This window comes from Corallococcus sp. RDP092CA, from assembly GCF_041903675.1.
Classification (GTDB): domain Bacteria; phylum Myxococcota; class Myxococcia; order Myxococcales; family Myxococcaceae; genus Corallococcus.
The window spans coordinates 165130-190369 of record NZ_JAYESI010000006.1 but is presented as its reverse complement, the minus strand read 5'-3'; the positions used below and the strand labels follow the sequence as shown (position 1 = coordinate 190369).

The following is a 25240-nucleotide window of genomic DNA, read 5'->3' as shown; positions in this document are numbered from 1 at the left end:
TTCCTCTCATTCGCTCGGAAAACGCTTCACTGCCTGACCTTCGCCTGGCCCCAGGGGGAGAGAGCGACCACCTCCCCCACGCCCCCCGTGGACAAGGCACACGCGGCCCGTCGTAGAGTCCATCACCCCCTCCCCCTCGCATGCCGCTGATTCCCCTCCCCGCCGCGCGACGGACCGCGCTCGACGCCATCGCGCCCGCGGCCCCCGCTCGCCTTCCGCTGCTGGAAGCCCATGGCCGCTTCCTCGCCGCGGGCGTCGCCGCGTCACGCGCGCTGCCCGGCTGCGACAACTCCGCCATGGACGGGTGGGCCGTGCGCGCCGAGGAGACCCGGGGCGCCAACCGCGACCGGCCCGCGCGCCTGCGCATCGTCGACACCGTCTACGCCGGCCACCTCCCGCGCCACCCCCTCCAGCCCGGCGAGGCCGCGCGCGTCTTCACCGGCGCGCCCCTCTCCCCCGGCGCCGACGCCGTCGTCCGCCAGGAGGCCGCGCGCCCCACCGACGACGGCTCCCACGTGGACATCTTCGTCACCGTCCCCCCTGGCCACGACCTGCGCCGCGCCGGGGAAGAGGTGAGGCCCGGCGCGCCCCTGTTCCCCGCCGGCCAGCGCGTGGACGCCACCGTGCTCGGCGTGCTCGCGTCGCTGGGCGAGGCCACCGCGCTCGTGCGCCCCGCGCCGCGCGTCGCCGTCGTCGCCACCGGGGACGAGCTGGTCCCTCCCGGCCAGCCCGCCCAGCCCCACCAGGTCTTCGAGAGCAACCGCCTCCTCGTGGCCGCCCTGGCCCGCGAGGCCGGCGCGGACGTCACCCACCTGGCCCGCTCGCGCGACGACGAGGCGGAGCTGCTCGCGCGGCTGGAGGCGCTGGCGCCCCAGGTCGACGTGCTCATCACCACCGGCGGCGCGTCCGTGGGCGACAGGGACTGCGTGAAGCGCGTCCTCACCCGCCTGGGCGCGCGCTTCCTCGTGGACGGCGTCGCGCTCAAGCCCGGCAAGCCCGTGGCCGTGGCCCGCCTGGGCGCCACCGCCGTCGTCGTCCTGCCCGGCAACCCCGGCGCCGCCACCGTCGCGTTCGACCAGCTCGCGCGGCCCCTCCTGTTCAAGCACCAGGGCGTCCTCGAGCAGCGCCGCGTCACCCGCGCCCGCCTCTCCGAGCCCCGCCACAAGCAGGCCGGCCTCACCTACCTGGTCACCGTCGCGGCGCTCGAGCCGGGCGAGCCCGGCGCCGAGCCGTGGGCGCGCCTGCGCCCCCAGGGCGCCGGACAGATCCTCCAGAACGTCGCGGCCCGGGGCTGGGCCGTGCTCCCCGCCGGCCGCGCCGACTTCGCCCGGGGCGAGCCCGTGGACGTGCAGCACTTCGACGCGCCGGACTTCCTCCCCGTGGAGGCCGCGTGACGTCGCCCCCCGCGCTCGCCCTCATCGGCCACTCCACGGCGGGCAAGACGACGCTCCTGGAGCGCCTGCTGCCGGAGCTGGCCTCGCGCGGCCTGCGCGTGGCCTGCGTGAAGCACTCGTCGGAGGCGCACCCGCTCCACCGCCCGGGCAGCGACACCGCGCGCCTGGACGCCGCGGGCGCCGTGCTCACCGGCTTCGCCACGCCGGACGGCACGCAGCTCACCACCCGGCGGCCCCTGTCCCCCGCCCTCCTCGCGCGCGACGCGGACCGCGTGGACCTGGTGCTCGTGGAGGGCTGGAAGGACGGCCCCCTCCCGAAGCTGGAGGTGTGGCGCGAGGGCCTGGAGGCGCCGCTCGCGGCCTCCCGCCCGGACGTGCTCGCCGTGGTCACGGACGCCCCCGAGCTCCCGCCCGCAGTGGCCTCGCGCCCGCGCGTGCCGGCCACCGCGCGCGCCGTCGCGGACCTCCTCACCCGGTGGCTGGGCGAGACCGCCACGCGGCCGGACGTCCGCGCCTCGAGCCCCCCCGCGGAGCCCCCGCTCCCGGAGCCGCGCGGCGTCACCCACCGCGCCGTGCGCCGCTTCGACGGCGACACGCTCCGTGCGACCGAGGACGACCACGTGGCCGTGGAGGAGCCCCTGGAGATCCGCGTGAATGGCGACCCCGTGGCCACCACCATGCGGACCCCCGGCCATGATCGCGAGCTCGCGGTGGGCTTCCTCTTCGCCGAAGGCATCCTGGAGGACGGCGACGACCTGGGCAGCCTCTTCCACTGCGGCCACCCCGGCGAGGAGGGCTACGGCAACGCGCTGGAGGTCGTCCCCGCCGCAGGCGCCCGGCTCGACCTGGAGCGCGTGGAGACCACCCGCCGCGGCACCCTCACCACCTCCGCCTGCGGCGTGTGCGGCCGCCGGAGCGTGGACGACCTGCTGGCCACCTGCGCCCCCGTCCCCCCCGGCCCCGTCCTCTCCGCCCGCACCGTGGCCCGCGCCACCGAACGCCTGCGCGCCATCCAGCACGCCTTCGAGCGGACCGGCGGCGTCCACGCCGCCGCCGTGCTGGACGCGAACGGCGAGTTGCTCGCCGCACATGAGGACGTGGGCCGCCACAACGCCGTGGACAAGGCCGTGGGCGCCCTCGTCCTGGCCGGCGCCGTGCGCGCCCCGCGCCGGCTGCCCCTCCCACCCTTCCCCACGGCCCCCGCGATCCTCGCCGTCAGCGGCCGCGCCAGCTTCGAGATCGTCCAGAAGGCCGCCCGCGCCCGCATCCCCGTGGTCGTCAGCGTGTCCGCCGCCAGCTCCCTGGCCATCGACCTGGCCCTGCGTGCTGGCGTGACGCTCGCCGCGTTCTCAAGGAACGGGCGGTGCAACGTCTACACCGCGACAGAACGCCTGGAGCCCCAACCCCAACCCACGGGATTTCCTCATGACCTCCGCCATGACGCGTCCCGATAGCGGGGCAGGCCTCCCACTGTCAGACCGGCATCGTACATGCATTCACCCGCCAGTCCGATGCACCCAGGTCCACTGGAGAATCCAGTGTCCCGGTCAGATTACAATGTCCTGGCATGCGGGCACGCGAGGGGATGGCACGTGGAAGCCATCCAGTTTTCACATGAAGTCATGTCTTTCTTGCTGAGCAGTGGTTGCGCCGCGACGCACTATTTGGCAATCTGCATTTCCTCCTGATTAAACTTTTCTAGCCTAGACGGTAACCTCTGCGAAACCCGAACAGCGGGCAGAGGGGGGTGGACACGATGAGCAGTGCGACTGCAAGCGCCGAGGTGAATGCTTCCGGGGCGACGGGCGGGCTGGCCTCTGCCGAGGTCACCGATCCGCCGCGCCTGGCCCCTGGCTTCGCGGCGAAGCTGAACCTCACCGTGGACGTGGTGCTGATGGTGGGGGTCCTGCTGGGCTCCGCGTGGACGCGCGGGGGGCTGACGTTCCCCATGAGCTGGGAGCTGCCCAGCATGGTGGTGACGGCGGTGCTGGTGTGGCTCATCACGGGCACGGCGCTGTGCCTGTACGACTCGCGCTTCGCCGAGCGCAGCAAGCTGGACCACGTGGCGCTGGTGTCCGTCACCACGCTGGCGGTGGTCACCATCCAGGCGGTGCTGGAGCTGGCGATGCCCACGGCGGCCCACGTGGGGCTGGCGCCGCTGCTCTTCATCTTCTGGCCGGTGGCGCTGATCCTGCGCCTGGGCGTGTTCCGCCAGGTGGCCTCGCAGGAGGCCCCCACGGAGGAGGTGCTCATCGTGGGCACCGGCGCCATGGGCCGCTACACGGGCGAGGACCTGCTCCAGCGCGGCCGCCACAAGATCCTGGGCTACGTGCGCTTCCCGGAGGACCACGCCTCCGGCGACAGCCTGCCGGCGGAGGTGCTGGGGCCGGCGGACGAGTTGGAGCGCCTCCTGCGCACGCTGCCCGTCAGCGAGGTCTACATCGCGGGCAACACCCTCAAGCAGGGCGAGTCCATGCAGGCGGCCATCAAGCTGGCGGAGCGCTTCGGCGTGCCGTTCGCGCTGCCGGCGCACTCGTTCCGCCTGGACCGCGCCCGCCCGGTGGAGTCCCGCGCGGTGTCGGACGGCTACCTGCACTTCGCCGCGGTGGCGCCCAAGCCGCACCAGATGGCCATGAAGCGCCTGTTCGACATCGCGGTGTCCGCGGTGGCGCTGTGGGCGCTCCTGCCGCTGTTCGCGGTGGTGGCGGTGGCCATCAAGCTCACCTCGCGCGGCCCCATCTTCTTCAAGCAGCTGCGCACCGGGCAGCACGGCAAGCCGTTCTACATGCTGAAGTTCCGCTCCATGGTGGTGAACGCGGAGGAGCTCAAGGAGCGGCTGGCCGCGCAGAACGAGCAGACCGGCCCCGTCTTCAAGATGAAGAACGACCCGCGCATCACCGGCATCGGCCGGTTCATCCGCAAGTTCTCCATCGACGAGCTGCCCCAGTTCCTCAACGTGCTGCGCGGCGAGATGAGCATCGTGGGCCCGCGCCCGCCGGTGCCCAGCGAGGTGGCGAAGTACGAGACGTGGCAGCGCCGCCGCCTGTCCGTGCGCCCGGGGCTCACCTGCATCTGGCAGGTGTCCGGCCGCAACCAGATCTCCTTCGAGCAGTGGATGTACCTGGACATGCAGTACATCGACCACTGGAGCCTCACCGGCGACCTGCGGCTGCTCCTCCAGACGGTGCCGGTGGTCATCACCGGTCGCGGAGCGAGCTAGCGACCGGGGTGTCATTCCGGGCCCGGCGTTGACGCGCCGGGCCCGTTCGTCTTTCCATGGGGTGGGCCTTCCCCCCCTGGTCCGCAGCAGCCCTGAAGGCCGCGTCTTCCATGTCCGTGAACAGTCCGACCTCCCCTTCCGCTGAAGTCGACGACGGCGCCCGTGCGAACGAAGTGCGCGGCGCGGTGCGCAGCACCCTGCAGCTCGGCGGCTCGCTGATGGTGACGTACGCCATCGCGCTGGGCATCCGCGCGCTGATGCCGCGCTACCTGGGGCCGGAGGCGTTCGGCTACTTCAACTGGTCGGAGGCGTTCGCCGCCACGTTCTTCGTGGCCACGAACCTGGGCCTGGAGACGTACATCCGCAAGGAGGTCCCCGTCCGCCCGGAGCACGCGAGCGACTTCTTCGGCACCACGATGCTGCTGCGGCTGGGGATGACGCTCATCCTCATGGTGGCGCTGGCGCTGGTGCTCCACCACACCGGCGAGCCCCCGGAGGTGCAGCACCTGGTGCAGTGGTTCGCGGTGGCCCAGTCGCTCATCGTCATCAACGCGTCCATGGCCGCGCTGCTGCACTCCAAGGGCAAGGTCGCGGGCCTGTCCGTGTCCAACGTCATCACCAAGGTCGTGTGGGGCGGCGGCCTGGCGCTGATGGCGGCGTTCGGCGTGGGCCTCCAGTGGCTGGCCGTGCCCATGGTGCTGTCGGAGGCGGTGAAGCTCGTCATCAGCTGGAAGCTGGCGAAGGAGCACCTGGGGCTGAAGTTCCGCATCGACCTCGCGGCGACGAAGAAGGTGATGAAGGCGTGCCTGCCGTTCTTCCTCACCGCGGCGGCGCTGGCGTGCAACGGGCGCACGGACATGTCGCTCCTGGGCAAGCTCGCGTCGAAGGAGGAGGTGGGCTGGTACGGCGGCGCGTTCAGCATCGCGGGGCTCACGTTCCTCATCTCGCCCATCTTCGGCTGGGTGCTGATGCCCATGATGTCGCGCGCGGCGGCCCGCTCCCCGGAGGAGCTGTCGCAGCTGACGCGCCGCTCGCTGGAGGGCGTGCTGGCGTTCACCGTGCCGGTGATGATGGCCATGGTGCTGGGCGCGGACCTGTGGGTGCGCCTGATGTGCGGCCCCGGCTTCGAGCCCGCGGCGCTGCCCCTGCGCGTGCTGTCCCCCATCTTCGTGATGGCCTACGTCACCATGGTCAGCAGCATCTGGCTCACCATGTCCAACAAGGAGTGGTGGGTGACGCTGGCGGCCACCCTGGGCGCGGTGGTGAACCCGCTGCTCAACCTGGCGCTCATCCCCTGGCTGTACGGGCGCATCGGCGCGTCCGGCGGCGCCACCGCCACGGCGCTGTCCATGTTCCTGACGGAGGTCATCGTCACGGTGCTGTTCCTCAGCCGCATGGGAAGGAACTCCTTCGACCGGCGTTCGCTCCTCATGGTGGCGAAGACGGCCGCGGTGTGCGTCGCCTGCGGGGTGCTGGACCGGGTGCTGTCCGGGGCGGGCGTGCAGGCGTGGCCCCGGCTGGGCCTGACGGCCGCCACGTACGTGGCGGGCGTGCTGGGCACCCGCGCCGTGCGTCCCGCCGAGCTGATGCAGGTGGTGCGCATGGCGAAGCAGCGCGGTGGTAATGGTGCCGAGGTGGCCGTGCCGGCCGCCCCCGCCGCGTGAGGAGCCTCGAGCGCCATGCCCATCCGCCCGTCCCGATTCCGCGGCCCCGTCTCCCGCGCGCTCGCGTGCGCCGGGCTGCTCCTGCTGGCCCCCGCGTGCGCCGGCCTGGGCCGGTACACCTGGGTGGATGAGTACCAGGAGAAGCCCGTCGCGTCGGACGAGGCCTACCGCATCGTCCCCGGCGACGTGCTCAACGTGAAGGTGTTTGGCCAGGAGGCGCTCACCACGCGCGCCAGGGTGCGCGAGGACGGCAACATCAGCCTCACCTTCCTGGACGACGTGGAGGCCGCCGGCCACACGCCCGCCCTGCTGGCGCAGCAGATCCAGACGCGGCTCAAGGACTTCATCAACCACCCCGTCGTCACGGTGTCGCTGGAGGAGGCGCGCCCCATGTCCGTGACGATGCTGGGCGAGGTGGCCAACGTGGGCGCGCACGTGCTGGACCCGGGCGCGACGCTGCTCCAGGCGCTGGGCGCCGCGGGCAGCTTCACCGACTACGCCCACCGCGACCGCATCTTCGTGCTGCGCCGGGACGACCCGCAGGCGGAGCAGCCCACGCGCATCCGCGTGCGCTACGAGGACATCATCCGGGGCGAGGGCCGCGCGGCCGCCTTCCGCCTGCGCCCTGGCGACGTGGTGGTGGTGGAGTAGCCCGTGCTGGACGCGGCCCTCGCGAGCCTGTGGCTGGAGGTGGCCTCCGCCTCCGTGACGTACGGCGCCGCGGCCCGCCTGGACACCCGCGCGCGCTCCATGGACGCGCAGGCCACGGGCGACGCCGTCTCCCCGGTGGCGGCGGACATGGACCTCGTCCCCACGCTGGGCCTCAAGTACGACGACGGCAGCGCGGTGGCGCAGGTGGAGTACGCGCCGCGCATCTCCTTCCGGGAAGCCACCACGAACCCGCGCACGGAGGTGCAGCACGTGGGGCGGCTGCTGGGGGACTGGCGTCCCTCGCGCGGCCTCACCCTGCACGGCACCCAGGAGTTCGTGCTGGGCCAGGTGAACCTCTTCACCAACCTGCCCCTGGGCGGCGGCGTGGGCGACGACCCGACGGTGCCCGGGGACACGCCGCCCCTCACGGACGTCCCCATCCAGCCGCTGCCGGAGGGCGTGGACACGGTGTTCTTCCTGTCCTCGCTGACGACGCTGGCCGCGGAGACGGTGTGGCTGGGCCCGGGCTGGCGGCTCTCGGGCAGCCTGGGCTTCTCCGCCAGCGGCGGCCTGGACGACACAGCGAAGGAGGCGGTGCCCTTCCAGTACGGCCCGCGCGCGCAGCTCTCCCTGGGGAACTCCCCCGCGCCCCGGCACACCCTGTCCACCACGCTGGGCTACACGGACTCGCGCTTCTCCACCGGCGCGCGCGCCACCGTGACGACGTTCACCGGCGCCTGGACGCACCAGCTGGACCGGCGCACGTCGCTGGAGGCGGGCGTGGGCGCGGGCGTGGCGTACTCCGTGCGCGCCACGGAGGAGGCGCCCGCGGGCGCCCCCGAAATGCCGGCGGGCGCCCCGTCAGGTGGGCGGCGAGTGGGGACCCTCCAGGTCGGGGAGGCTCCCGCGGAGGAGCCGCCGCGGCGCCTGGAGCTGCTCCCGGACCTGACGCTGGCGGTGTCCCACCGGGTGCCGTCGCGGACGGCGGACTTCAACGGGCGGCTCGCCGCGCGGGTGACGCCCTTCGTGGACCGGCTGACGGGGCTCGTCTACCCGAGGGCCGACCTGACGTTGAACGGCACCTGGGCGCTGAGCCCGCGCTTCCGGTTCTCCGGGACGGGGGGCGGCGCCTTCGCGGTGGGCGGCGCGGTGGGGGACCGGCAGGTGGTGGGCGGGGTGGGCGCGGGTTGGACGTTCAACCGATGGGTGACGCTGGAAGTGGACACCCGCGCGGCCTGGACTCGCTCGCCCGACGTGGAGGCGGCCCGCACGGTGTGGTCCGCGACGCTGGGCCTCACCGTCCAGAAAACAGGTATCCTCTGAGGCTCCCGCCATGGCGAAGCTCATCCTCCTGTCAGTCCTGGTCGCCACCATCGCGCTGCCCGGCGCGGCGGCGCGCGATCCGCATCCCTGGCGGGGGATGAAGAAGGCCATCCTGTGGGTGGCCCTCTTCAACATGGCGTACGCATATGGCGTGCTCGTCCTCGTGCCCAGGTACGGGTTCGGGTGAGGGAAGGAAAGGCGTCAGACGTGATGGAGCTCCAACAGCTCACCGTCCTCCTCGTGGAGGACTCTCCGATGTTCCGCGTCATGCTGCGTGACATGCTCGAGCAGATGGGCGTGAAGAACGTGGTGGAGCAGCCCAACGGCAAGGCCGCCATGGAGTACCTGACGAGCGGCGAGCACAAGCCGGACCTCGTGTGCCTGGACCTGACGTTGCCGGACGTGTCCGGCTACGACGTCTGTGAGCACATCCGCCGCACGCCCGCCATCGCGCACGTGCCGGTGCTGATGGTGAGCGCGCGCAACCTGCCGGAGGACAAGGCCTACGCGGAGGAGGCCGGCGCCAACGGCTACCTGGGCAAGCCCTTCACGCCCGAGGAGCTGGAGAAGCGCGTGCGCCAGGTGCTCAAGGCCGCGGCGCCCCGGAGCAGCGCGTGACCACGCCCGCCCCTCGCGCGCCGCGCCCGGCCCCGCCGCCGTACGTCCCCGAGCGCGAGGAGACGAACGCGCCGGCGGACCTCATCGACTGGGGCTTCCTCTTCGACGGGCTGGGCTTCGTGCGCAGGGCCATCTTCCGGCACTGGTTCCTGGGCCTGTGCATCGTCGCGGTGATGGCCGGCCTGGGGTCCGCGGCGGCGAAGCTGATGCCGCGCAAGTACCACGTCGAGACGCGGATGCTGACGTACCGCAACCTCATCATCTCCTCGCTGGTGAACCCGGGCCGCTCCATCCCCGTGGAGGCGGATCAGCCCACGCGCGCCGCGTGGGAGATGGTGCTCAGCCGCGGCAACCTGAAGTCCGTGGTGAAGAACGCGAAGCTCATCGAGTACTGGGACCACATGCGGTCGCCGCTCAGCCGCCTGAAGGAGCAGTACCTGAAGAAGGCGCCGCCGCCCTTGACGGACGAGGAGAAGGAGGAGGCGCTCATCGCGATGCTGGAGACCAGCCTCAACGTGATGGCGGAGGGCGGCAGCGGCACGGTCACCATCGGGGTGGACTGGAGCGATCCGCAGATGGCCTTCAACATCGTGGAGGCCGCGTCCCAGAACTTCCTGGACATGCGCCACGAGTCGGAGATGAGCGCCATCGCCGAGTCCGTGAACATCCTCCAGGGCCAGGTGGCCAACGAGGCCGCGAACATCAAGCAGGCCATCGCGGACCTGGAGCGCGCGGTGAAGCAGGCGGAGGCACGCCGCAAGAAGAAGGAGGCGGACCCCAAGCAGGCCAGCGCGCGGCAGGCGCTGCTCCAGACGGACCACGCGCTCGCGCAGCTGAAGTTCCTGGTGCAGACCAAGCGCCGCGCCATCCGCGACGTGGAGGAGTTCCGCGCCCGCCGCCTCACGGAGCTGCGCGCGCAGCTGGCCGAGCAGCGCGTCGTCTTCTCCCCGCAGCACCCGGTCATCGTCGACCTGGAGCAGCGCGTGGCCGCGATGCAGGCGGACTCGCCGCAGCTGACGGCGCTGCGCACCGAGGAGCAGTCGCTCATCCAGGAGTACCTGCGCATGGGCGGCACGGACGTGGACTCGCCCACGGAGGGCACGAGCCTGGCGGGCCTGGGCGGGCCGCTGGCGGGCGCGATGCTGGGCACGCCGGATGATCCGGAGGTGGCGGTGGCCACGGACCGGATGCGCATGGTGGTGATGCGGCACCAGGAGAAGCTGCGCCGGCTGGACCAGGCGCAGACGGAGCTGGAGATCTCCAAGGCGTCCATGAAGCACCGCTACAGCGTGCTGTTGCCGGCGCTCTTCCCGGAGAAGCCGTCCAAGCCGAACCCGAAGCTCATCGCCATCGCGGGCGTGGTGGGCGGGGTGGCGCTGGCGGTGTTCGCGGCGGTGGCGCTGGACATCCTGCGCCGCCGCGTCCTGGAGCGGTGGCAGGTCGAGCGGCTGCTCAAGTTGCCGGTGCTGGCGGAGCTGGAACGGCGCTGAAGGTTCGTGCGCTCGGCGGTCCCTGGAGACGGCGCGAGCGCGGGGGTGACACTGTCTTGACGGTCTGGACCTGGGTGGACGTGGCGCTGTGCGTGGGACTGCTGCCGGTGGTGGGGGGCTGCGGCTACCTGCTGCTCCTGACGCTGCTGTCGGGGCGCAAGGCGGCGCCAGCGCCGCCGGCGCCGGCGGTGCGGAAGTTCGACGTCATCATCCCCTCGCACAACGAGGAGCTGGGCATTGCCCGGACGGTGGCGAACCTGTCCGCGGTGGACTACCCGGCGCACCTGCGGCGCATCCTCGTGGTGGCGGACAACTGCTCCGACGCGACGGCCCAGAAGGCCCGGGAGGCGGGCGCCACGGTGCTGGAGCGCCGGGACGCGGAGAAGCGCGGCAAGGGCTACGCGCTGGCGCACGCCTTCGAGCACAGCCAGCGCGACGGCTTCGCGGACGCGGTGGTGGTGGTGGACGCGGACACGGTGGTGTCCGCGAACCTGCTGCACGCCTTCTCCCGGCGGCTGGAGGACGGGGCGCACGGCGTGCAGGCGCACTACGGCGTGATGAACCCCACGGCGTCGTGGCGCACGCGGCTGATGACCATCGCGCTGGGGATGTTCCACCGCGTGCGCTCCATGGGGCGCGAGCGGCTGGGCGTGTCCTGCGGCCTGCGCGGCAACGGCATGTGCTTCACGCACGCGGTGCTGAAGCAGGTGCCGCACGACGCGTTCAGCGTGGTGGAGGACCTGGAGTACGGCATCCGCCTGGCGCGCGCGGGGCACCGCGTGCACTACGCCTGGGAGGCGGAGGTGCTGGGCGAGATGGTCACGGCGGAGAAGCAGAGCCGCTCGCAGCGCCAGCGCTGGGAGGGGGGCCGCGCGCAGATGCGCAGGCTGCACGGGTGGCCGCTGCTCGACGACGCGCTGAAGCAGAAGAGCGGGCTCCTGCTGGACCTGGCCATGGACGTGCTGGTGCCGCCGCTGAGCCAGCTGGTGCTGGCGACGCTGGCGGGCGCGGCGCTGGCGGCCGGGGTGGCGTGGCTGTCCGGCGGCACGGCGGTGGCGGCGTCCGCGCTGGCGGCGTTCAGCCTGACGTCGCTGGCGCTGTACGTGCTGCGCGGCTGGTGGGTGTCCGGCGTGGGCGCGCGCGGGCTGCTGGACCTGGCGTGGGCGCCCCTCTACGTGGTGTGGAAGGTGTGGCTGATGGTGCGCGGCCCCGGCGCGGAGAAGCGCGGCGAGTGGGTGCGCACCACGCGCGAGGCGGAGCGGCGGTGACGGCGCGGCGACGCCCGGGGCGGACGCCGCGCCGACGCGGGGAGGCGCCCGTCGCGGCCCTCAGTCCGCCAGCGGCATGCCGAAGTCCGGCTGGCCGCGCTCGCCGGACACCCAGCGATACACCTCCAGCACCTGCTCCGCCTTCGCCTTCCACGTGAAGTGCTTGAAGATGCGCGTCCTCGCGCGCTCCCCCATGGGCCCAATCACCGACGGATCCGCGACCAGCCTCTCCAGGACGCCGCGCACGCGCTCGACGATCTCCTGCGGCGTGCCCATGGGGATGGCGAAGCCCGTGGACGGGCTGACGATCTCCCCCGGCCCGCCGTAGTCCATCACGATGGGCACCAGCCCCAGCGCCATCGCCTCCGCCACCACCGCGCCGCCGAACTCGCGCACGCTCGGGAAGCCGAAGAGGTGGTTCTTCGACAGGCGGCCCTGCAGCTCCTGGTGCTTCACCCAGCCCGCGAACGTCACGCCGCGCTCCAGGCCGCCCCGCGCCACCTGCGCGCGCAGGTTCTCCATCTCCGCGCCGTCGCCGATGAGCTCCACCTGCACCTTGCCCTCGCGCACCAGCGGCGCCGCCGCGTCGATGAGCATCGCCATGCCCTTGTACGGCACGAAGCGCCCCACGAACGCCACCCGCAGCGGCTCGCCCGGCTTCGGCGGCGCCGCCTTCGCGGCCCCGAAGCGCCGCACGTCGATGGCGTTCTCCGGGATGTAGACCACCTTGTCCTGATACTCCCGCGCCAGCTGCGCCCGCGTCGCCCGCGAGCCCATCATCAGCGCCGCCGCGTGCTTCCGCGTCGACTGGTAGAAGGGCATCAGCTTGTAGACGTCCCGCACGTAGCTCAGCCACTCGCGCTCGCGCAGGCGCGCGTCCCCGAAGCCCTTGGGCCACGGCAGGCCGCCGTTCATGGGGCCCATGACGAAGGGCACGCCCGCGTCCGCGCACCGCGCCGCCAGCGTGCTGGGCGTCGTGGGGCTGATGGGCGTGTAGCGGTGCACCACGTCGAACTCCCTCGCGCGGATGCGGTCCCCGAAGCGCCGCCAGAGCAGCTCCTCGAAGTAGTAGTACGGCAGCACGCTCAGCGCCGTCGCCGTGGTCCAGCCGACGCCCGCCCTGCCCCGGAGCAGCTCGCCCACCTTCTCCAGCGGGCGCTCCACCGGCGTGGAGTCCAGCGCGGTGAAGTCCTTCCCCTCCACCAGCCCCTGCTTGAGGATGTTCTCGCGGTTGCGGACCTGGGTGACCAGGTGCACGTCCGCCACCTCGGCGAGCGCGCGGGCCAGGGACCAGCCCTCCAGGGGAACGCTCACCCAATCCGGGTTGCACAGCTCAGCAATCAAGAGGACGCGGGGTCGGGTGCCAGCCATACGCCCTCCGCATCTATCCCAAGCCGGGCCCGGGATATAGCCTCCCCCCTCGCTCGAATGGCCTTCCAACCCTCGCCCGCCGCCTGGCTCCAGTACATCGTCATGGTCGTGGGCCTGGGCGCCGTCACCCTGGGCGCGGCCGCCGTGGGTAACGGTGACCCCATTGTCACCCTGGCGCCCGTGCTGGCCGTCACCGCGGTGTGGGTCATCCTGAAGGTCCCGCTGCGCTACCTGAGCATCACGGTGCTCTACCTGGTGCTCGCGGTGGACTACACGCCGGAGCGCCCCCAGTCGATGTTCTGGCCGTCGCCGCTCTTCCCGCTGGGCAAGCTGCTCTTCACCCAGATGCATGAGCTGGTGGGCATTGGCGCCCTGCGCTTCCCGCTCATCGACGGGCTCATCGTGGGGTCCATCGCGCTGGGCATCTACCGGCGGGCCACGAAGTCGAAGATCGACCCGCCGGTGGTGCCCATCCCCCGGCCGCTGGTGGTGGTGCTGGCGCTGTCGTTCTTCTCCATCATGTGGATGGAGGTGTGGGGCATCGCGCGGGGCGGGGACATCAAGAACTCGCTCTGGCAGTGGCACCAGGCGGCGGTGCTCCCGCTGGTGGGGATGATGTACCACTACAGCCTGCGCGGGCCGGAGGACTGGCCCCTGGTGGCGAAGACCATCATCGCGGCGGCGCTCACCAAGTCCGCGGTGAGCACGTACTTCGCGCTCGCCATCGTGCCGGCCCAGCACCTGGAGGTGGAGTACACGACCTGCCACTCGGACTCGATGACGTTCATCTTCGCCATCACCGTGTGCATCGCGCGGTGGCTGGAGCGGCCCAGGTCCGGCCACGCCATCCGGGGCCTCCTCATCATCCTCCTGGTGTTCATCGGGATGTTCTTCAACGACCGCCGGCTCGCGTACGTGAGCCTCGTGGGCGGCCTGGCCGCGGCGTACCTGTTCAACCCGTGGACGCCGCTGAAGAAGCTGGTCACGCGCGGGCTCATCGCGTGCGCGCCGCTCCTGGTCGTCTACATGCTGGCGGGGTGGAGCTCCAACAGCGGCGTGTTCAAGCCGGTGCAGACCTTCCGCTCCATCATCGAGGGGCAGCACGCCGAAGGAGAGCTGGACTACCGCGACATCGAGAACCTCAACCTCATCGCCACGTGGAACACCAACCCCGTGTTCGGCACGGGCTACGGGCACGAGTTCCTGGAGCCCTACCCGCTGCCCAACATCGCGTTCGTGTTCCCCACGTACCGCTTCCACCCGCACAACTCGCTCCTGGGCCTCCTGGCCTTCGGCGGGTGGTTCGGGTTCACGGGCGTGTGGATGTACCTGGTGGTGACGGTGTACCTGTCGGCGCGCTCGTACCATCGCGCGTACGCGGCGGAGCACCGGACCGCGTGCCTGGTCATCGTGGGCGTGGTGGCGTCCTACCTGAACCAGGTGTTCGGAGACATGGGCATCATCTCGTACATCTGCACGTTCCAGGTCGCGGTGTGCTCGGTGCTCGCGGGCAAGCTGGCCATGGTCACCGGCGCGTGGCCGTGGCCGCAGCGGGAGAAGGTGCTGGGCCTGACGCGCGCGGCGCCGGAGGAGGCCCCGCCCCCGGGCGCCACGCCGGCCTAGCGCTGGATGGCGAGGATGCGCCACTGGCGCGTGTCGATGGCGTACGTGGCGCTCGCGTCCGTCACGGGCCCCTCGGCGTTGCACGCGTCCTGCCGGGGCACGAAGCGCACGAACATCACGCCCTCCGGGCCGGGCGCCGTCCACACGTCGAAGGAGTCCCGCCGGTAGAGGCACAGCTCGTCCGCGGTCGCGCCCTTGTGCGGCTTCAGGTCCAGCGGGCGGAAGTCATCCATCGCCAGCTGCGTCGCCGCCGCGACCAGGGCGGGCGTCCGCGCCCGCCCCTCCGCGGGCAGGTCCAGCGGGAACTGGAAGCGGGCCGCCTCCTCGTCGGAGGCGCGGGGCGGGCGCATCGGCCGCGCGAAGAGGGCGCAGCCGCAGAGGGGCAACACCAGCAGCGCCGCGAGCCCGCGCTTCACGAACACCCGCCGCGATGACGAACCCTGGCGCCCCATCTAGTCCTCCACGGGCGTGATGAAGCCCGTGTCCTTGTCCGCTTCATGGATGTACCCGATGAGCTTCCACGCCTTGCCCTGCCGCAAATAGACCTCTCCCGGGCGGTGCTCGCCCTTGTAGGGGATCAGCTTGGTCACGGTGCATCCTGCATCAAATTGGATGCGCAGGGTCCAGCGTTGTGACTGACCCCAGCGGTCCTCCTGGGACATGCCGGAGGGGAACCAGGGGTGGCTGTGGAAGTCCGCCAGCGTGGAGGGCAGGCCCCGGTCATCCCGCACGGCGCTGGGCACGCTGCAGCTCTTGCGGTGCAGGTCCGCGCCCACCAGCGTCGTGCGCCCCAGCGGCGAGGGCCAGCTCGCGTAGTACTCCCCGCCGCCCAGCGAGTAGATGAGCCCGCAGTACTCCTGGCCGTAGTCCCGCTCCCGGGCCCGGTCCAGCGCCATCACCGCCGGGCAGAGCTGGTCGATGACCTCGTCCACATCCGAGGAGGGGCGCACGGCGGGCCACGGGCCCTTGACCCAGACCCGCTCGCCCCGCTGGCCGAAGAGGGTCTCCCGGCCGCTCTGGAAGTAGGACGTGCCGGCGCAGCCCACCAGCAGCGCCACGGCCACGCTCCACGCATTCCGTCCGCGCATCCCGTTTCACCGCCCCCACGAGGGGAACCGGGAAAGCAAATAACACGGCCTAAGCAATAAAACCAGAATTCAAAGCCTACCCCGCCCGGATACGAAGCTCGGGGGCCTCGGCGGCGGGCAGGTGCTCCAGCGCCCGGCCGATGCCGGACAGCGCGGCGCTGCGGTCCTTGAACCGCAGCGCCGGAGCGGACATGGACAAGGGACATGGACAAGACAAGGAGGTGCCTGGCCCGCCCTCACGACGTGACGCGCCTGGACCGGCGCCTCCCCGCCCGTCCGCACCGCGTCCGGCCCTTGGCGGTCCGCGTCATCCCCTCTGGACAGGCCTGACTCCAGATGATTGTTTGCCCTCCAATCATACAGCGAATGGGAGAGTGCCGTGCGTCGTTTCGTGCCGCCGTGGCTGTGGGTGTTTCTGCTGTTGGGGCCGGTGGGGGCCTTCGCGCTGAACGAGGGGCTGCCGCCGCCTCCGGCGGAGGTGGACCGGAGCACGCCCGCGGCGACCGCGGCGGGGTTCCTGGACGCGGCGCATGCCCGGGACGCGGCGCGGGCGCCGCACTACCTGGACCTGTCGAGGCTGCCGCCGGCGACGCAGGCGGAGGAGGGGCTGAAGCTGGCGCGGCGGCTGGTGGTGGTGCTGGACCGGACGCTGTGGCTGGACTTCGCGCGCATCGGCAAGGAGCCGGCGGGGCCTGGGGAGCGCGCCCGCCGCGAGGTGCTGGGCCAGGTGGCCACGGCGCGCGGCCCCCAGGACATCGTGCTGGAGCGGGTGGAGGCGGCCGGGGGCCCGGTGTGGGTCTTCAGCGCGGACACGGTGGGCGCCATCGACGCGCTGTTCGCGGAGCACGGGTCGCCGCTGCTGGAGATGCTGCCGCCGGTGTTCTTCACGCGCCCGCTGTGGGTGCTGGAGACGTGGCAGTGGCTGGGGCTGGCGCTGGTGCTGGTGGGGGCCTGGGCCCTGGGCCGGCTGGTGGAGGCGGTGACGTTGCGCGTGGGCGCCCGGGCCGCGGGGCTGACGAAGTCCGGCTGGGATGACGAGCTGCTCGAGGCGGGGAAGGGGAGCATCCGCTACGTGCTGGCGGGCATGCTGTCGGCGGCGGGCGCGCGGCTCTTGAAGCTGCCGCCGCCGGCGCAGGGGGCGGTGGACCTGGGGGCGCGCTCGGTCATCATCGTGGCGGTGGCGCTGTTCGCGCTGCGCTTCCTCAGCCGGGCGGCACGGTTCGTGGAGGAGAAGGTCGCGAAGTCGCCGGAGGGCACGGACGTGGCGCGGGTGCGCGGGCTGCGCACGCAGCTGGCCATCCTGCGGCGCGTGGTGGAGGTGGCGGTGGTGCTGGTGGCCGCGTCGCTGCTGCTGCTCCAGTTCGAGGCGGTGCGCAACGTGGGCGTGTCCCTGCTGGCGTCCGCGGGCATCGCGGGCCTGGCCATTGGCCTCGCGGCGCAGAAGTCGCTGTCCACGCTGCTGGCGGGCATCCAGCTGTCCATCACGCAGCCCATGCGCATCGGCGACACGGTCATCATCGAGAACGAGTGGGGGTGGATCGAGGAGATCACCCTCACCTACGTCGTCGTGAAGGTGTGGGACCTGCGCCGGCTGGTCATCCCCATCACGCAGTTCCTGGAGAAGCCGTTCCAGAACTGGAGCAAGGTGTCGCCGGACATCCTCGGCACGGCGGAGCTCTACGTGGACTTCCGCACGGACGTGGCCGCAGTGCGCGCGGAGCTCAAGCGCATCCTGGAGCACGAGTCGCAGGGGCTGTGGGACGGCAAGGCCCAGGGGCTCCAGGTGACGGACCTGAGCGAGCGGACCATGAAGCTGCGCGCGCTGGTGAGCTGCTCTGACTCGGGCAAGGCGTGGGACCTGCGCTGCCTGGTGCGCGAGAAGCTGGTGACGTTCCTCCAGGCCCAGCAGCACGGCCTGCCGCTGCTGCGCGCGGAGGCTACGCCCCTGCCCTTCCCAGGGGAGAAGGCCACGGGACCGTCGTTGCCACCAGCGCGCACGGGCAACAACGCCCGGGTCGAGCCGCAGCGCTGATCCATGGGCGTCAGTGCCACGTGCCCACGGAGAGCCGGCGCTCCTCCGCGATGGGCTGGAGCCGCTCGCGCAGCTGTTCGCGCACCTGGTGGAGCCACCAGCCCACCGTGCCCGTGGAGCGGCCCACCTGGGCGCCGATGCTCACGTAGGAGCGGCCCTGCGCGCGCAGGTGGAACACCTCCCGCTGCTGCGGCGGCAGGCGCTCCACCGCCTCGCGCAGGTCCTTCTCCTGGATGAAGGTCCAGAGCTCGCCGCTGTCGCTCGCCTCCGGGTCGTCCGCGAGCACCGTCACCCAGCCCGCGTTCACCGCCTTGCGCTGCTCCGCGCGGTGGTGGCGCAGCAGGCTGATGGCCCGCGTGTTGATGACCCGCCCCGTCCAGGCCCGGAAGGCCTCCGGCCCCTGGAGGTGCAGCCGCTCCTTCCACGCCTCGTCCAGCGCGTGCTGCACCAGGTCCTCCGCGTCCGCCGCGTTCCCCAGGATGCGCTGGGCGTGCTTCAACAGCCCTGAACGGAATTGGATGACCAGCGCCGCGAACGTCTGCATCTCTTTGTCAGCCATGGAAGTGCCCCCCGAGCTCCGTTTCCGTGCGGCCCATGATGACAAGCGCTTTCAAACCGGACAGAGCAAACTATCCACGAATTCCTAAGAGTGTCTGGAAATCCTATCCCACCTGGCGTTTTCCACCGCGGCTGTCACGAATGCATCCAGTGTCTGTCTTTCGGATGTCCCTCGGGGGCATGCGCCCGGGGGTTTCCGACAGAAGCGCGCCGGGATGATCAGCAGTCGTCATCCCGGACGGGGCCGCACGAAGAAGGGCCTCCGGTTCAATTGACCGGGCCCGAAGGAGCGCTCAACGCCCCCCGCTTCCGGCGCGGCAGGCCTGAAACATGTTTCACCGGGGCCGTGGGGCAAAACGCCCCAGCGCGCCTCGCGCGGCCACCGGATGGGGCAGGACGCCCCGGCCGGAGGCTCCGAGCGCGCGTGACAACAGGGCCGGGTTCTTGCTCACATGGGCGACGCCCCGACGACCGGATCCGCCTCCTCGCATCCCGTGCGGGCCCGGACTCCGCCGCGAGGCAGGAAGGCGGCCATCGCTCATGATTCCACCACGACGCCCGGAGGCGGCCGTTCGCGACGTGCTCCCCTACCGGAAGCCGAAGCTGGGACGGGACTACTGGATCAAGGACAACGTGCTGCCCAACGCGCTGGAGGTCTACGAGCGCAACCTGGCCCGCGAGGACTGGACGATGGGCGCCCCGTGGCGGCCTGAAATCTGGCCCGGCATCCGCGCCCCCCACGCGCTCACGCCGGAGGAGCTGGCCCCCGTGGAGAGGTGGATCTGCGAGCAGGCCGGCGTGCGCGCCCTCAAGCAGGAGGCCCCCGCGCAGGGCGCGCTGTCCCACAACCACGTGCAGCTCGTGGGGGAGAAGGAGTCCACCGCGAAGCCCCACGTGGACTCGCTGGCGCTGTGCGACTTCGCGGGCGTCATCTACCTGCACCCCCAGCCGCCCGTGAAGCGCGTGGGCACGTCCTTCTACCGGCTGCGCATGCCCGGCGGCGGGCTGGGCGGCAACACCTGCCCTCCCGGCTGCGTCAACCTCACCCAGGCCTTCGGCGTGACGAAGCTGCCCGCCAACGCGTGGGTGGAGGACGTGGAGGTGGAGAACGTCTTCAACCGCCTCATCGTCTACCGAGCCGACTTCGTGCACTCGGCGACCGCGTACTTCGGGCAGGGCGACAAGCGGAACAAGCGCGCCACCGCCCTGTTCTTCTGGAAGGCCGTGCGCTGAGGGCTACGCCGCCCGCGCGCCCAGCATCCGCGCGAGCATGTCCGCGCTGCGCTCGCTGCTGAACTGCTCCTCCACCTTGCGGCGGCCGGCCTCGCCCAGCCGCGCCGCCTCCGCCGGGTCGCGCGCCAGCTCCTCCAGCTTCTCCGCCAGCACCGCGGGCGCCCGCGGCGGCACCAGCACGCCGTCCACGCCGTCGTCCACCAGCTCCTTCACGCCGCCCGCGCCCGTCACCACCACCGGCGCGCGCATCGCCATGGCCTCCATGATGGCCACGCCCAGCGGCTCCTGGAGGCTCGCCAGCGCGAAGATGTGCGAGCGCTGGAGGCCGTCCTTCACCACGTCCTCGCTCACCGCGCCCAGCAGCGTCACCGCGTCCGTGAGCCCGTCCTGCGCGAGCTTCGCCTCCAGCACCTTGCGGTACGTGGTGCCGCCCGCCTCGTCCTCGCCCGCGATGGACAGCCGCGCGTCGATGCCCTTCGCGCGCAGCATCCCCACCGCGTCGATGAGGTCCGCGTGCCCCTTGCACGGGTTCAGCCGGCCGCACGCGAAGAGCCGCAGCGGGCCTTCGCCGGCCCACGGCGCGTAGGGCACCGTGCGCTGGAAGCGCGCCAGCTCCACGCCCATGGGCGCCAGCTCGAGCTGCTCCGGCAGGCTCCCCGCCAGCTCCTGGCGCACCTCGCCCAGGAGCTTCTTCGTGATGACGAAGGCGAACTTCGCGTGCCGCCACTTCTCCCGCTGGTTCGGCCCGTAGTCGTCCAGCGGCCCGTGCAGCGTCATGCTGTACGAGAGCCCCGACAGCAGGTGCGCGAACATGGCCACGTGCGCCGCGTTGGCGCAGGAGTGCACGTGCACGTGCGTCCAGCCGCGCTCGCGCGCCAGCGACGCCAGCCGACCGCCCATCACCGCGAACGCCACCAGTTGCGCGCGCCCCTTCGCGTCCAGCCCCTCCGCCCTCGCGATGGAGGCCAGCACCCGCCCCCAGCCCGCGGGCAGGGCCCGGGCGATCTCCAGCGCGGCCCGAGCCACCCCCAGCGGCGGCGGCGGCGCAAGGTACTCCGTGCGCGCCATGGCCTCGCGCGCCCAGCTGTGGCTGATGATTCGCGCGGGCGGCGGACGGGTGGACACCAGCTCCGGAGACACGCCCTTCGCCGGCAGCGCCTGCAGCTCGCGCCAGAAGAAGATGTGGGTCTGTCCGGGGAACTCGGGAATCAGGTAGCCGATCTTCTGCACCCCTCCTCCATAACACGCCGCCTCCCCCAGCCCCCGGAGGGCCCTCGGCCGGAGCGGGGGTGTCAGCCGTGACAGCAGAGCCCTGGCGCGCTCCTCCGCCTGCCCGCCCGCCCGGGTCGTTGGGTCATGACGCCTCATTGCGTTATACCGTCCGCGCTCCCATGTCCGCCGATTCGAGCCCCCCGCCACCCGCCGAGGAGACCTCGCCCGCCAGCGCCGTGCCCTCGCCGGAGCTGTCGCGGCTGTGGTTCGCGCTGGACCGCCGCGGCTGGAGCTACCTGGTCGTCATCCCCGCCCACCCCGGCGCCCCCGCGCTGGACGCGGGCCAGGCCCTGCTGGAGGCCGGCGCGCCCTACCCGGAGCCGCCCCTGCGCCTGGTGGACGCCACCGGCATCGAGCCCGCCGGCGCCCCCCGCCTGGTCCAGGAGGTGCGCCGCCGCGTGGAGCAGGGGGAGCGGGTGGTGGTGGTCATCGACTCGCTCATCTCCCACCCGGCGAGCATCCCGCTGGCCCTCGCCGCGGACACCGCCCTGCTGGTGGTCACCCTGGGCGAGACGGACTTCGGCTCCGCGCAGAAGACGCTCGCCCTGGTGGGCGAGGACCGCTTCGCCGGCAGCGTCACCTTCCCGCGTCCCACGAAGAAGCAGAGGCGCGCCGACGCCGCCAAGAAGAAGAAGCCATGAGCCCCTCCGACCCTCCCGCTGGCCCGGCCCCCCGGCTCAGCGTCGTCATCGCCACGTACAACCGGCTGCCCCTCATCACCCGCCTGCTCCAGCAGCTGGCCGGCCAGACGCTGCCGCCCGAGGCGTTCGAGGTCGTGGTGGTGGACGACGGCTCCGCCGCCGACGTGAAGGGCCCGCTCCGCGCGCTCAAGATGCCCTACTCGCTGCGCGTGGAGGTGCAGGAGAACGCGGGCGCCGCCGCCGCCCGGCACCGGGGCGTGCTGGCCGCCCGGGCCGCCACGGTGCTCGTCACGGATGACGACATGCAGGTGGCCTCCGACTTCCTCGCGCGCCACCTGGCCCACCACCCGCCGGGCTCGCGCAACGTGGTGCTGGGCCGCATCCGGCCGGACCCCGAGATCGGGGAGATGCCCCTCTTCGAGCGCTGGTACGCGTACCTCAACAACCGCATGGCGGACGAGCTGTCCGCCCCCGGCGCGAGGGCGCGCGGCAACCACCTGTACACGGGCAACGTGTCCTTCCCCCGCGCGGACTACGTGGGCGTGGGCGGCTTCGACAAGACGCTGGGCCAGTCCGAGGACGTGGAGCTGGGCGTGCGCCTGGAGAAGGCCGGCTGCGCGTTCCTCTTCGCGCCGGACGCCTACGTGCTGCACGGCAGCGACCACGTCAGCTTCGAGAAGTGGATCCGCCGCGCCCACCGCTACGGCATGTTCGACACCCACGTCTCCGTGAAGCACCCGGACGTGAAGGGCGTGAACCCGTGGCGCCTCTTCTTCGAGACGAACCTGCTGTCGCGCCCGCTGCTCGCCTCCGCGGTGGTGGCGCCGGAGGCCTCGCGCCGGCTGACGGAGGCCGTGGTGAAGGCCTCCAGCGTGGCGGACAGGCTGGGCCTCACGGGCGCCGCCTTCGCGGGCACCTCCGTGGCGTACGGCATGGAGTACCTGCGCGGCGCCCGCACGGAGGCCGGCGGCTGGATGGGCGTCGCCAGGGGCGTCGCCCGCTATCTTCAGGGCCGGGGAGAGCCCCAAGGATGAAAGCCATGTTCGGAGCCCTCATCTCGGACGCGCTGGAGATGGCCAAGGCGGCCACCGGGGCGTCGGACGCGAGGTCCATCGCCAAGGTGGTGCTGACCAGCGACTCGTACCGCATCACCGCGCTCAACCGCGCGCGCGAGGCGGCGCAGGCCCTCCACATCCCGCTGGTGAACCACGTGCTGCGCGTGGCGCAGACGGCGGTGATGGGCATCGAGATCGGCAAGGACGTGACGCTGGGCAAGGGCGTGTACTTCGTGCACAGCCTGGGCGTCGTGATTGGCGGCGACGCGCGCATCGGCGACCGCGTGCGCTTCTACGGCAACAACACCGTGGGCACCGCCAAGGACAACGGCTACCCGGTCATCGAGGACGATGTCTGGATTGGCGCGGGCGCCCGCATCCTGGGGCCCGTGCGCATCGGCGCGCGGTCGCGCATCGGCGCGAACGCCGTGGTGCTCCAGGACGTGCCGCCGGACAGCGTGGCGGTGGGCATCCCCGCGCGCGTCTTCCCGCGCAAGGACCTGGACGAGGTCCCGCTGTAGGCCGTCACACCGTCGTTCGTGGATCCGCGGCGCCGGGTCCGCTCCGGGGGATGCGTTGAGGAAGCTCATGGCAGAGACGAAGCGCGGCCGGTGGAAGCGGACCGTCCTCCTCACCTGCGCGGTGCTGGGCGGCGGCGCCGGCGTGGCCATGGCGCAGCAGGGCTCCGCGAAGGACGCCGCCGCGCCGCCCGCCGCGCCGCCCGCCGCCACGGAGGCCGTGGCCATCTACGACGGGGGCCTCCAGGCGGGCTGGAAGGACATCGGCTGGGCGCCCCGCGAGCTGCCCAGGGGCGCGCCCGCGCGCCTGCGGATGTTCAACTACGGCGGGTGGATCCTCTACCGGCCCAGGCTCCCGGGCGCGTATGGCGCGCTGAGCTTCCGCTTCACCGCGCCGGAGTCCTACGGCGAGTTCCTGGACGTGCGCCTGGACGCGCCCGGCGCCGCCGTGTTCCCGCGCGTGCGGATCAGCCCGGAGTTCATCGTCAGGAAGGACCGCGAGTGGGCGGAGGTCGTGGTGCCCATGGAGGTCCTCAACCCGCGCGGGGAGCCCTTCGACCGCCTGGTGTTCCGCGCGTCGAAGGCGGTGGCCCGGGACTGGGTGCTCCTCGACAAGGTGGCCCTGGTGCCGCTGTCGCCGGACGTGGCCGCCGCGCGCGCGGCCGGCGGCGGGCGCCTGGGCCGGGGCGACGGCCGCGAGTCGAGGATGGTCATCGACTGCACCGCGCCGTCCAGGCCCATCAGCCCGCTCATCTACGGCATCGCGCTGGACGGCAACAAGGAGACCACGGACACGCACCAGTGGAAGCTGGGCGCCACCATCCGCCGCTGGGGCGGCAACCCCACGTCCCGCTACAACTGGAAGCTGGGCCGCGCGTGGAACACCGGCAACGACTGGTACTTCCGCAACGTGCCGCTGGGCTTCAGCGCGGAGGACTTCCTGGAGTCCAACCGCCAGCACCACGTGCGGTCCGCGCTCACGCTGCCGCTCATCGGCTGGGTGGCCAAGGACACGACCTCCGTGGGCTTCCCCGTCTCCGAGTTCGGCCCGCAGCAGGCCCAGGACGACGCGGAGCCCGCGGGCGGCAACGGCGTGCGCCGCGACGGCACGCCCCTGGTGCCCGGCGCGCCCACCACCACCAGCGTGCAGGCCCCGCCGGAGTTCATCGCCGAGTGGGTGAAGTCCCTCAAGGCCGCCAGGCGCGACGTGAACATGTACATCCTGGACAACGAGCCCGCCCTCTGGAGCTCCACGCACCGGGACGTGCACCCCGAGCCGCTCGGCTACGACGAGCTGCTCAAGCGCACCATCGACTACGGCACCGCCGTGCGCCGCGCGGATCCGGACGCGGTCATCGCCGGGCCCGCGGAGTGGGGCTGGACGAACTTCTTCTGGTCCGCCGCGGACTTCGCCCCGGGCCGCCCGCCATACACCGACCGCCGCGCGCACGGCGACGTGCCGCTGCTGCCCTGGTACCTGCGCGAGCTGCGCGACCACGAGAAGAAGACCGGCGTGCGCCTGCTGGACGTGGTGGACGTGCACTTCTACCCGCAGACCCACGTGGGGCTGGGCCTGGAGGGCGCCACGGATCCGGACACCAACGCGCGGCGGATCCGCTCCACGCGCGCGCTGTGGGATCCGACGTACAAGGACGAGTCCTGGATTGGCGAGCCCATCCAGCTGATCCCGCGCGTGAAGCAGTGGATCGCGGAGAACTACCCCGGCCGGGGCCTGTCCATTGGCGAGTACAACTTCGGCGCCATGAAGCACATGAGCGGGGGCCTGGCGCAGGCGGAGGCCCTGGGGCGCTTCGGGCAGCAGGGGCTCACGGCCGCGTTCTTCTGGCAGTACCCGGCGGAGAACAGCCCCACGTTCTGGGCGTTCCGCGCGTACCGCGACTTCGACGGCAAGGGCGGCCGCTTCCAGGACAACGGCCTGTCCACCACCGCGGCGGAGGGCACCAGCCTCTTCGCGTCCCGCGACGCGTCCGGCAAGAAGCTCACCGCCGTGCTGCTCAACTTCGACCCCGAGCAGGCCGCCCAGGCGCAGCTGGAGCTCAAGGGCTGCGGCGCGCTCAACACCGTGCGCGTCCTGGGGTACTCGGGCGCGCCGGGCGGCTTCACCGAACAGGCCACCGGCAAGCAGGCCGAGCAGTCCCTCTCGCAGCGCCTTCCCCCCTACTCCATCACCGTGCTGGACCTCACGGTGAAGTGAAGACCG

At 72.2% G+C, this 25240-nt stretch carries 22 protein-coding genes; 17 read left to right on the top strand and 5 right to left on the bottom strand.

Going from position 1 to position 25240, the window contains the following annotated elements; genetic code table 11:
* The first annotated feature begins 140 nt into the window (after window positions 1-140).
* From glp to epsU, 10 genes are all read left to right on the top strand, one after another.
* Window positions 141-1394, top strand: coding sequence for a gephyrin-like molybdotransferase Glp (gene glp / locus U8525_RS09720; protein WP_374264034.1), 1254 nt, complete (start codon window positions 141-143; stop codon window positions 1392-1394).
* On the top strand, window positions 1391-2848 hold the full coding sequence (gene fdhD / locus U8525_RS09715; RefSeq protein WP_374264032.1) for a formate dehydrogenase accessory sulfurtransferase FdhD: 1458 nt from the start codon (window positions 1391-1393) through the stop codon (window positions 2846-2848). The genes glp and fdhD overlap by 4 nt, the downstream gene beginning before the upstream one ends.
* 293 nt (window positions 2849-3141) lie before the next feature.
* Window positions 3142-4614: an exopolysaccharide biosynthesis polyisoprenyl-phosphate hexose-1-phosphate transferase EpsZ gene (epsZ, locus tag U8525_RS09710; protein WP_374264030.1), complete on the top strand. Its 1473-nt coding sequence runs from the start codon at window positions 3142-3144 to the stop codon at window positions 4612-4614.
* A gap of 110 nt (window positions 4615-4724) precedes the next feature.
* A complete protein-coding gene (gene wzx / locus U8525_RS09705; RefSeq protein WP_374264028.1) occupies window positions 4725-6278 on the top strand; it encodes an exopolysaccharide biosynthesis flippase in 1554 nt (517 codons plus the stop codon).
* 15 nt (window positions 6279-6293) lie between these two features.
* On the top strand, window positions 6294-6929 hold the full coding sequence (gene epsY, locus U8525_RS09700; RefSeq protein ID WP_374264026.1) for an exopolysaccharide export protein EpsY: 636 nt from the start codon (window positions 6294-6296) through the stop codon (window positions 6927-6929).
* 3 nt (window positions 6930-6932) lie between these two features.
* Window positions 6933-8252, top strand: a complete 1320-nt coding sequence (epsX, locus tag U8525_RS09695; protein ID WP_374264025.1) for an exopolysaccharide export protein EpsX — start codon at window positions 6933-6935, stop codon at window positions 8250-8252.
* Between the two features lie 10 nt (window positions 8253-8262).
* Window positions 8263-8439, top strand: a complete 177-nt coding sequence (locus U8525_RS09690; protein WP_374264023.1) for a hypothetical protein — start codon at window positions 8263-8265, stop codon at window positions 8437-8439.
* Window positions 8440-8462: 23 nt separating this feature from the next.
* On the top strand, window positions 8463-8870 hold the full coding sequence (gene epsW / locus U8525_RS09685) for an exopolysaccharide biosynthesis response regulator EpsW (protein ID WP_374264224.1): 408 nt from the start codon (window positions 8463-8465) through the stop codon (window positions 8868-8870).
* Window positions 8867-10360, top strand: coding sequence for a PCP family exopolysaccharide biosynthesis protein EpsV (epsV, locus tag U8525_RS09680; protein WP_374264021.1), 1494 nt, complete (start codon window positions 8867-8869; stop codon window positions 10358-10360). The genes epsW and epsV overlap by 4 nt, the downstream gene beginning before the upstream one ends.
* A 56-nt stretch (window positions 10361-10416) precedes the next feature.
* Window positions 10417-11628, top strand: a complete 1212-nt coding sequence (gene epsU / locus U8525_RS09675; protein ID WP_374264019.1) for an exopolysaccharide biosynthesis GT2 family glycosyltransferase EpsU — start codon at window positions 10417-10419, stop codon at window positions 11626-11628.
* Between the two features lie 60 nt (window positions 11629-11688).
* On the opposite strand, the gene epsH is transcribed toward epsU, so the two are convergent.
* Window positions 11689-12999, bottom strand: coding sequence for an exopolysaccharide biosynthesis glycosyltransferase EpsH (gene epsH / locus U8525_RS09670; protein WP_374264017.1), 1311 nt, complete (start codon window positions 12997-12999; stop codon window positions 11689-11691).
* Window positions 13000-13056: 57 nt separating this feature from the next.
* Here epsH and wzy point away from each other — a divergent pair, with 57 nt between their 5' ends.
* Window positions 13057-14622, top strand: coding sequence for an exopolysaccharide repeat unit polymerase (gene wzy, locus U8525_RS09665; protein WP_374264015.1), 1566 nt, complete (start codon window positions 13057-13059; stop codon window positions 14620-14622).
* Here wzy and U8525_RS09660 read toward each other — a convergent pair.
* Window positions 14619-15074, bottom strand: a complete 456-nt coding sequence (locus tag U8525_RS09660; protein ID WP_374264013.1) for a hypothetical protein — start codon at window positions 15072-15074, stop codon at window positions 14619-14621. The genes wzy and U8525_RS09660 overlap by 4 nt on opposite strands.
* Entirely contained in the window at window positions 15075-15710 is a 636-nt protein-coding gene (locus U8525_RS09655) for a hypothetical protein (RefSeq protein ID WP_374264011.1), read from the bottom strand.
* Between the two features lie 379 nt (window positions 15711-16089).
* Between U8525_RS09655 and U8525_RS09650 the strand changes: the two genes are divergently transcribed.
* Entirely contained in the window at window positions 16090-17742 is a 1653-nt protein-coding gene (locus U8525_RS09650) for a mechanosensitive ion channel family protein (RefSeq protein ID WP_374264009.1), read from the top strand.
* 10 nt (window positions 17743-17752) lie between these two features.
* On the opposite strand, the gene U8525_RS09645 is transcribed toward U8525_RS09650, so the two are convergent.
* On the bottom strand, window positions 17753-18301 hold the full coding sequence (locus tag U8525_RS09645; RefSeq protein WP_374264007.1) for an RNA polymerase sigma factor: 549 nt from the start codon (window positions 18299-18301) through the stop codon (window positions 17753-17755).
* Between the two features lie 539 nt (window positions 18302-18840).
* Here U8525_RS09645 and U8525_RS09640 point away from each other — a divergent pair.
* Window positions 18841-19533 (top strand): hypothetical protein, encoded by a 693-nt coding sequence (locus U8525_RS09640; RefSeq protein ID WP_374264005.1) that lies wholly within the window; start codon window positions 18841-18843, stop codon window positions 19531-19533.
* A 3-nt stretch (window positions 19534-19536) separates the two neighbouring features.
* Here the strand turns inward: U8525_RS09640 and epsE are convergent, their stop codons facing one another.
* Window positions 19537-20763, bottom strand: a complete 1227-nt coding sequence (gene epsE / locus U8525_RS09635) for an exopolysaccharide biosynthesis GT4 family glycosyltransferase EpsE (RefSeq protein ID WP_374264003.1) — start codon at window positions 20761-20763, stop codon at window positions 19537-19539.
* Between the two features lie 161 nt (window positions 20764-20924).
* Between epsE and U8525_RS09630 the strand changes: the two genes are divergently transcribed.
* The 4 genes from U8525_RS09630 (at window position 20925) to epsB (ending at window position 25234) form a co-directional block, all read left to right on the top strand.
* Window positions 20925-21446 carry a hypothetical protein gene (locus U8525_RS09630; protein ID WP_374264001.1) on the top strand — a complete coding sequence of 174 codons (522 nt, stop codon included), beginning with the start codon at window positions 20925-20927 and terminating at the stop codon, window positions 21444-21446.
* On the top strand, window positions 21443-22480 hold the full coding sequence (gene epsD, locus U8525_RS09625; protein WP_374263999.1) for an exopolysaccharide biosynthesis glycosyltransferase EpsD: 1038 nt from the start codon (window positions 21443-21445) through the stop codon (window positions 22478-22480). Before U8525_RS09630 ends, epsD begins: the two co-directional genes overlap by 4 nt.
* A 5-nt stretch (window positions 22481-22485) precedes the next feature.
* On the top strand, window positions 22486-23022 hold the full coding sequence (gene epsC, locus U8525_RS09620) for a serine O-acetyltransferase EpsC (protein WP_374263997.1): 537 nt from the start codon (window positions 22486-22488) through the stop codon (window positions 23020-23022).
* 67 nt (window positions 23023-23089) lie between these two features.
* The gene (gene epsB, locus U8525_RS09615; RefSeq protein ID WP_374263994.1) at window positions 23090-25234 is read left to right on the top strand and encodes a GH44 family glycoside hydrolase EpsB; all 2145 of its coding nucleotides are present in this window, start codon (window positions 23090-23092) and stop codon (window positions 25232-25234) included.
* Window positions 25235-25240: the final 6 nt, after the last annotated feature.

Bases quoted from the DNA above. Each gene is read 5' to 3' on its own strand.
- epsB (WP_374263994.1), top strand. From the start codon at position 23,090: ATGGCAGAGACGAAGCGCGGCCGGTGGAAGCGGACCGTCCTCCTCACC.
- U8525_RS09660 (WP_374264013.1), bottom strand. From the start codon at position 15,074: ATGGGGCGCCAGGGTTCGTCATCGCGGCGGGTGTTCGTGAAGCGCGGG.
- wzx (WP_374264028.1), top strand. From the start codon at position 4,725: ATGTCCGTGAACAGTCCGACCTCCCCTTCCGCTGAAGTCGACGACGGC.
- epsC (WP_374263997.1), top strand. From the start codon at position 22,486: ATGTTCGGAGCCCTCATCTCGGACGCGCTGGAGATGGCCAAGGCGGCC.
- U8525_RS09640 (WP_374264005.1), top strand. From the start codon at position 18,841: ATGATTCCACCACGACGCCCGGAGGCGGCCGTTCGCGACGTGCTCCCC.
- epsW (WP_374264224.1), top strand. From the start codon at position 8,463: ATGGAGCTCCAACAGCTCACCGTCCTCCTCGTGGAGGACTCTCCGATG.
- U8525_RS09655 (WP_374264011.1), bottom strand. From the start codon at position 15,710: ATGCGCGGACGGAATGCGTGGAGCGTGGCCGTGGCGCTGCTGGTGGGC.
- epsH (WP_374264017.1), bottom strand. From the start codon at position 12,999: ATGGCTGGCACCCGACCCCGCGTCCTCTTGATTGCTGAGCTGTGCAAC.
- glp (WP_374264034.1), top strand. From the start codon at position 141: ATGCCGCTGATTCCCCTCCCCGCCGCGCGACGGACCGCGCTCGACGCC.
- wzy (WP_374264015.1), top strand. From the start codon at position 13,057: ATGGCCTTCCAACCCTCGCCCGCCGCCTGGCTCCAGTACATCGTCATG.
- U8525_RS09690 (WP_374264023.1), top strand. From the start codon at position 8,263: ATGGCGAAGCTCATCCTCCTGTCAGTCCTGGTCGCCACCATCGCGCTG.
- epsD (WP_374263999.1), top strand. From the start codon at position 21,443: ATGAGCCCCTCCGACCCTCCCGCTGGCCCGGCCCCCCGGCTCAGCGTC.
- epsY (WP_374264026.1), top strand. From the start codon at position 6,294: ATGCCCATCCGCCCGTCCCGATTCCGCGGCCCCGTCTCCCGCGCGCTC.
- U8525_RS09630 (WP_374264001.1), top strand. From the start codon at position 20,925: ATGTCCGCCGATTCGAGCCCCCCGCCACCCGCCGAGGAGACCTCGCCC.
- U8525_RS09645 (WP_374264007.1), bottom strand. From the start codon at position 18,301: ATGGCTGACAAAGAGATGCAGACGTTCGCGGCGCTGGTCATCCAATTC.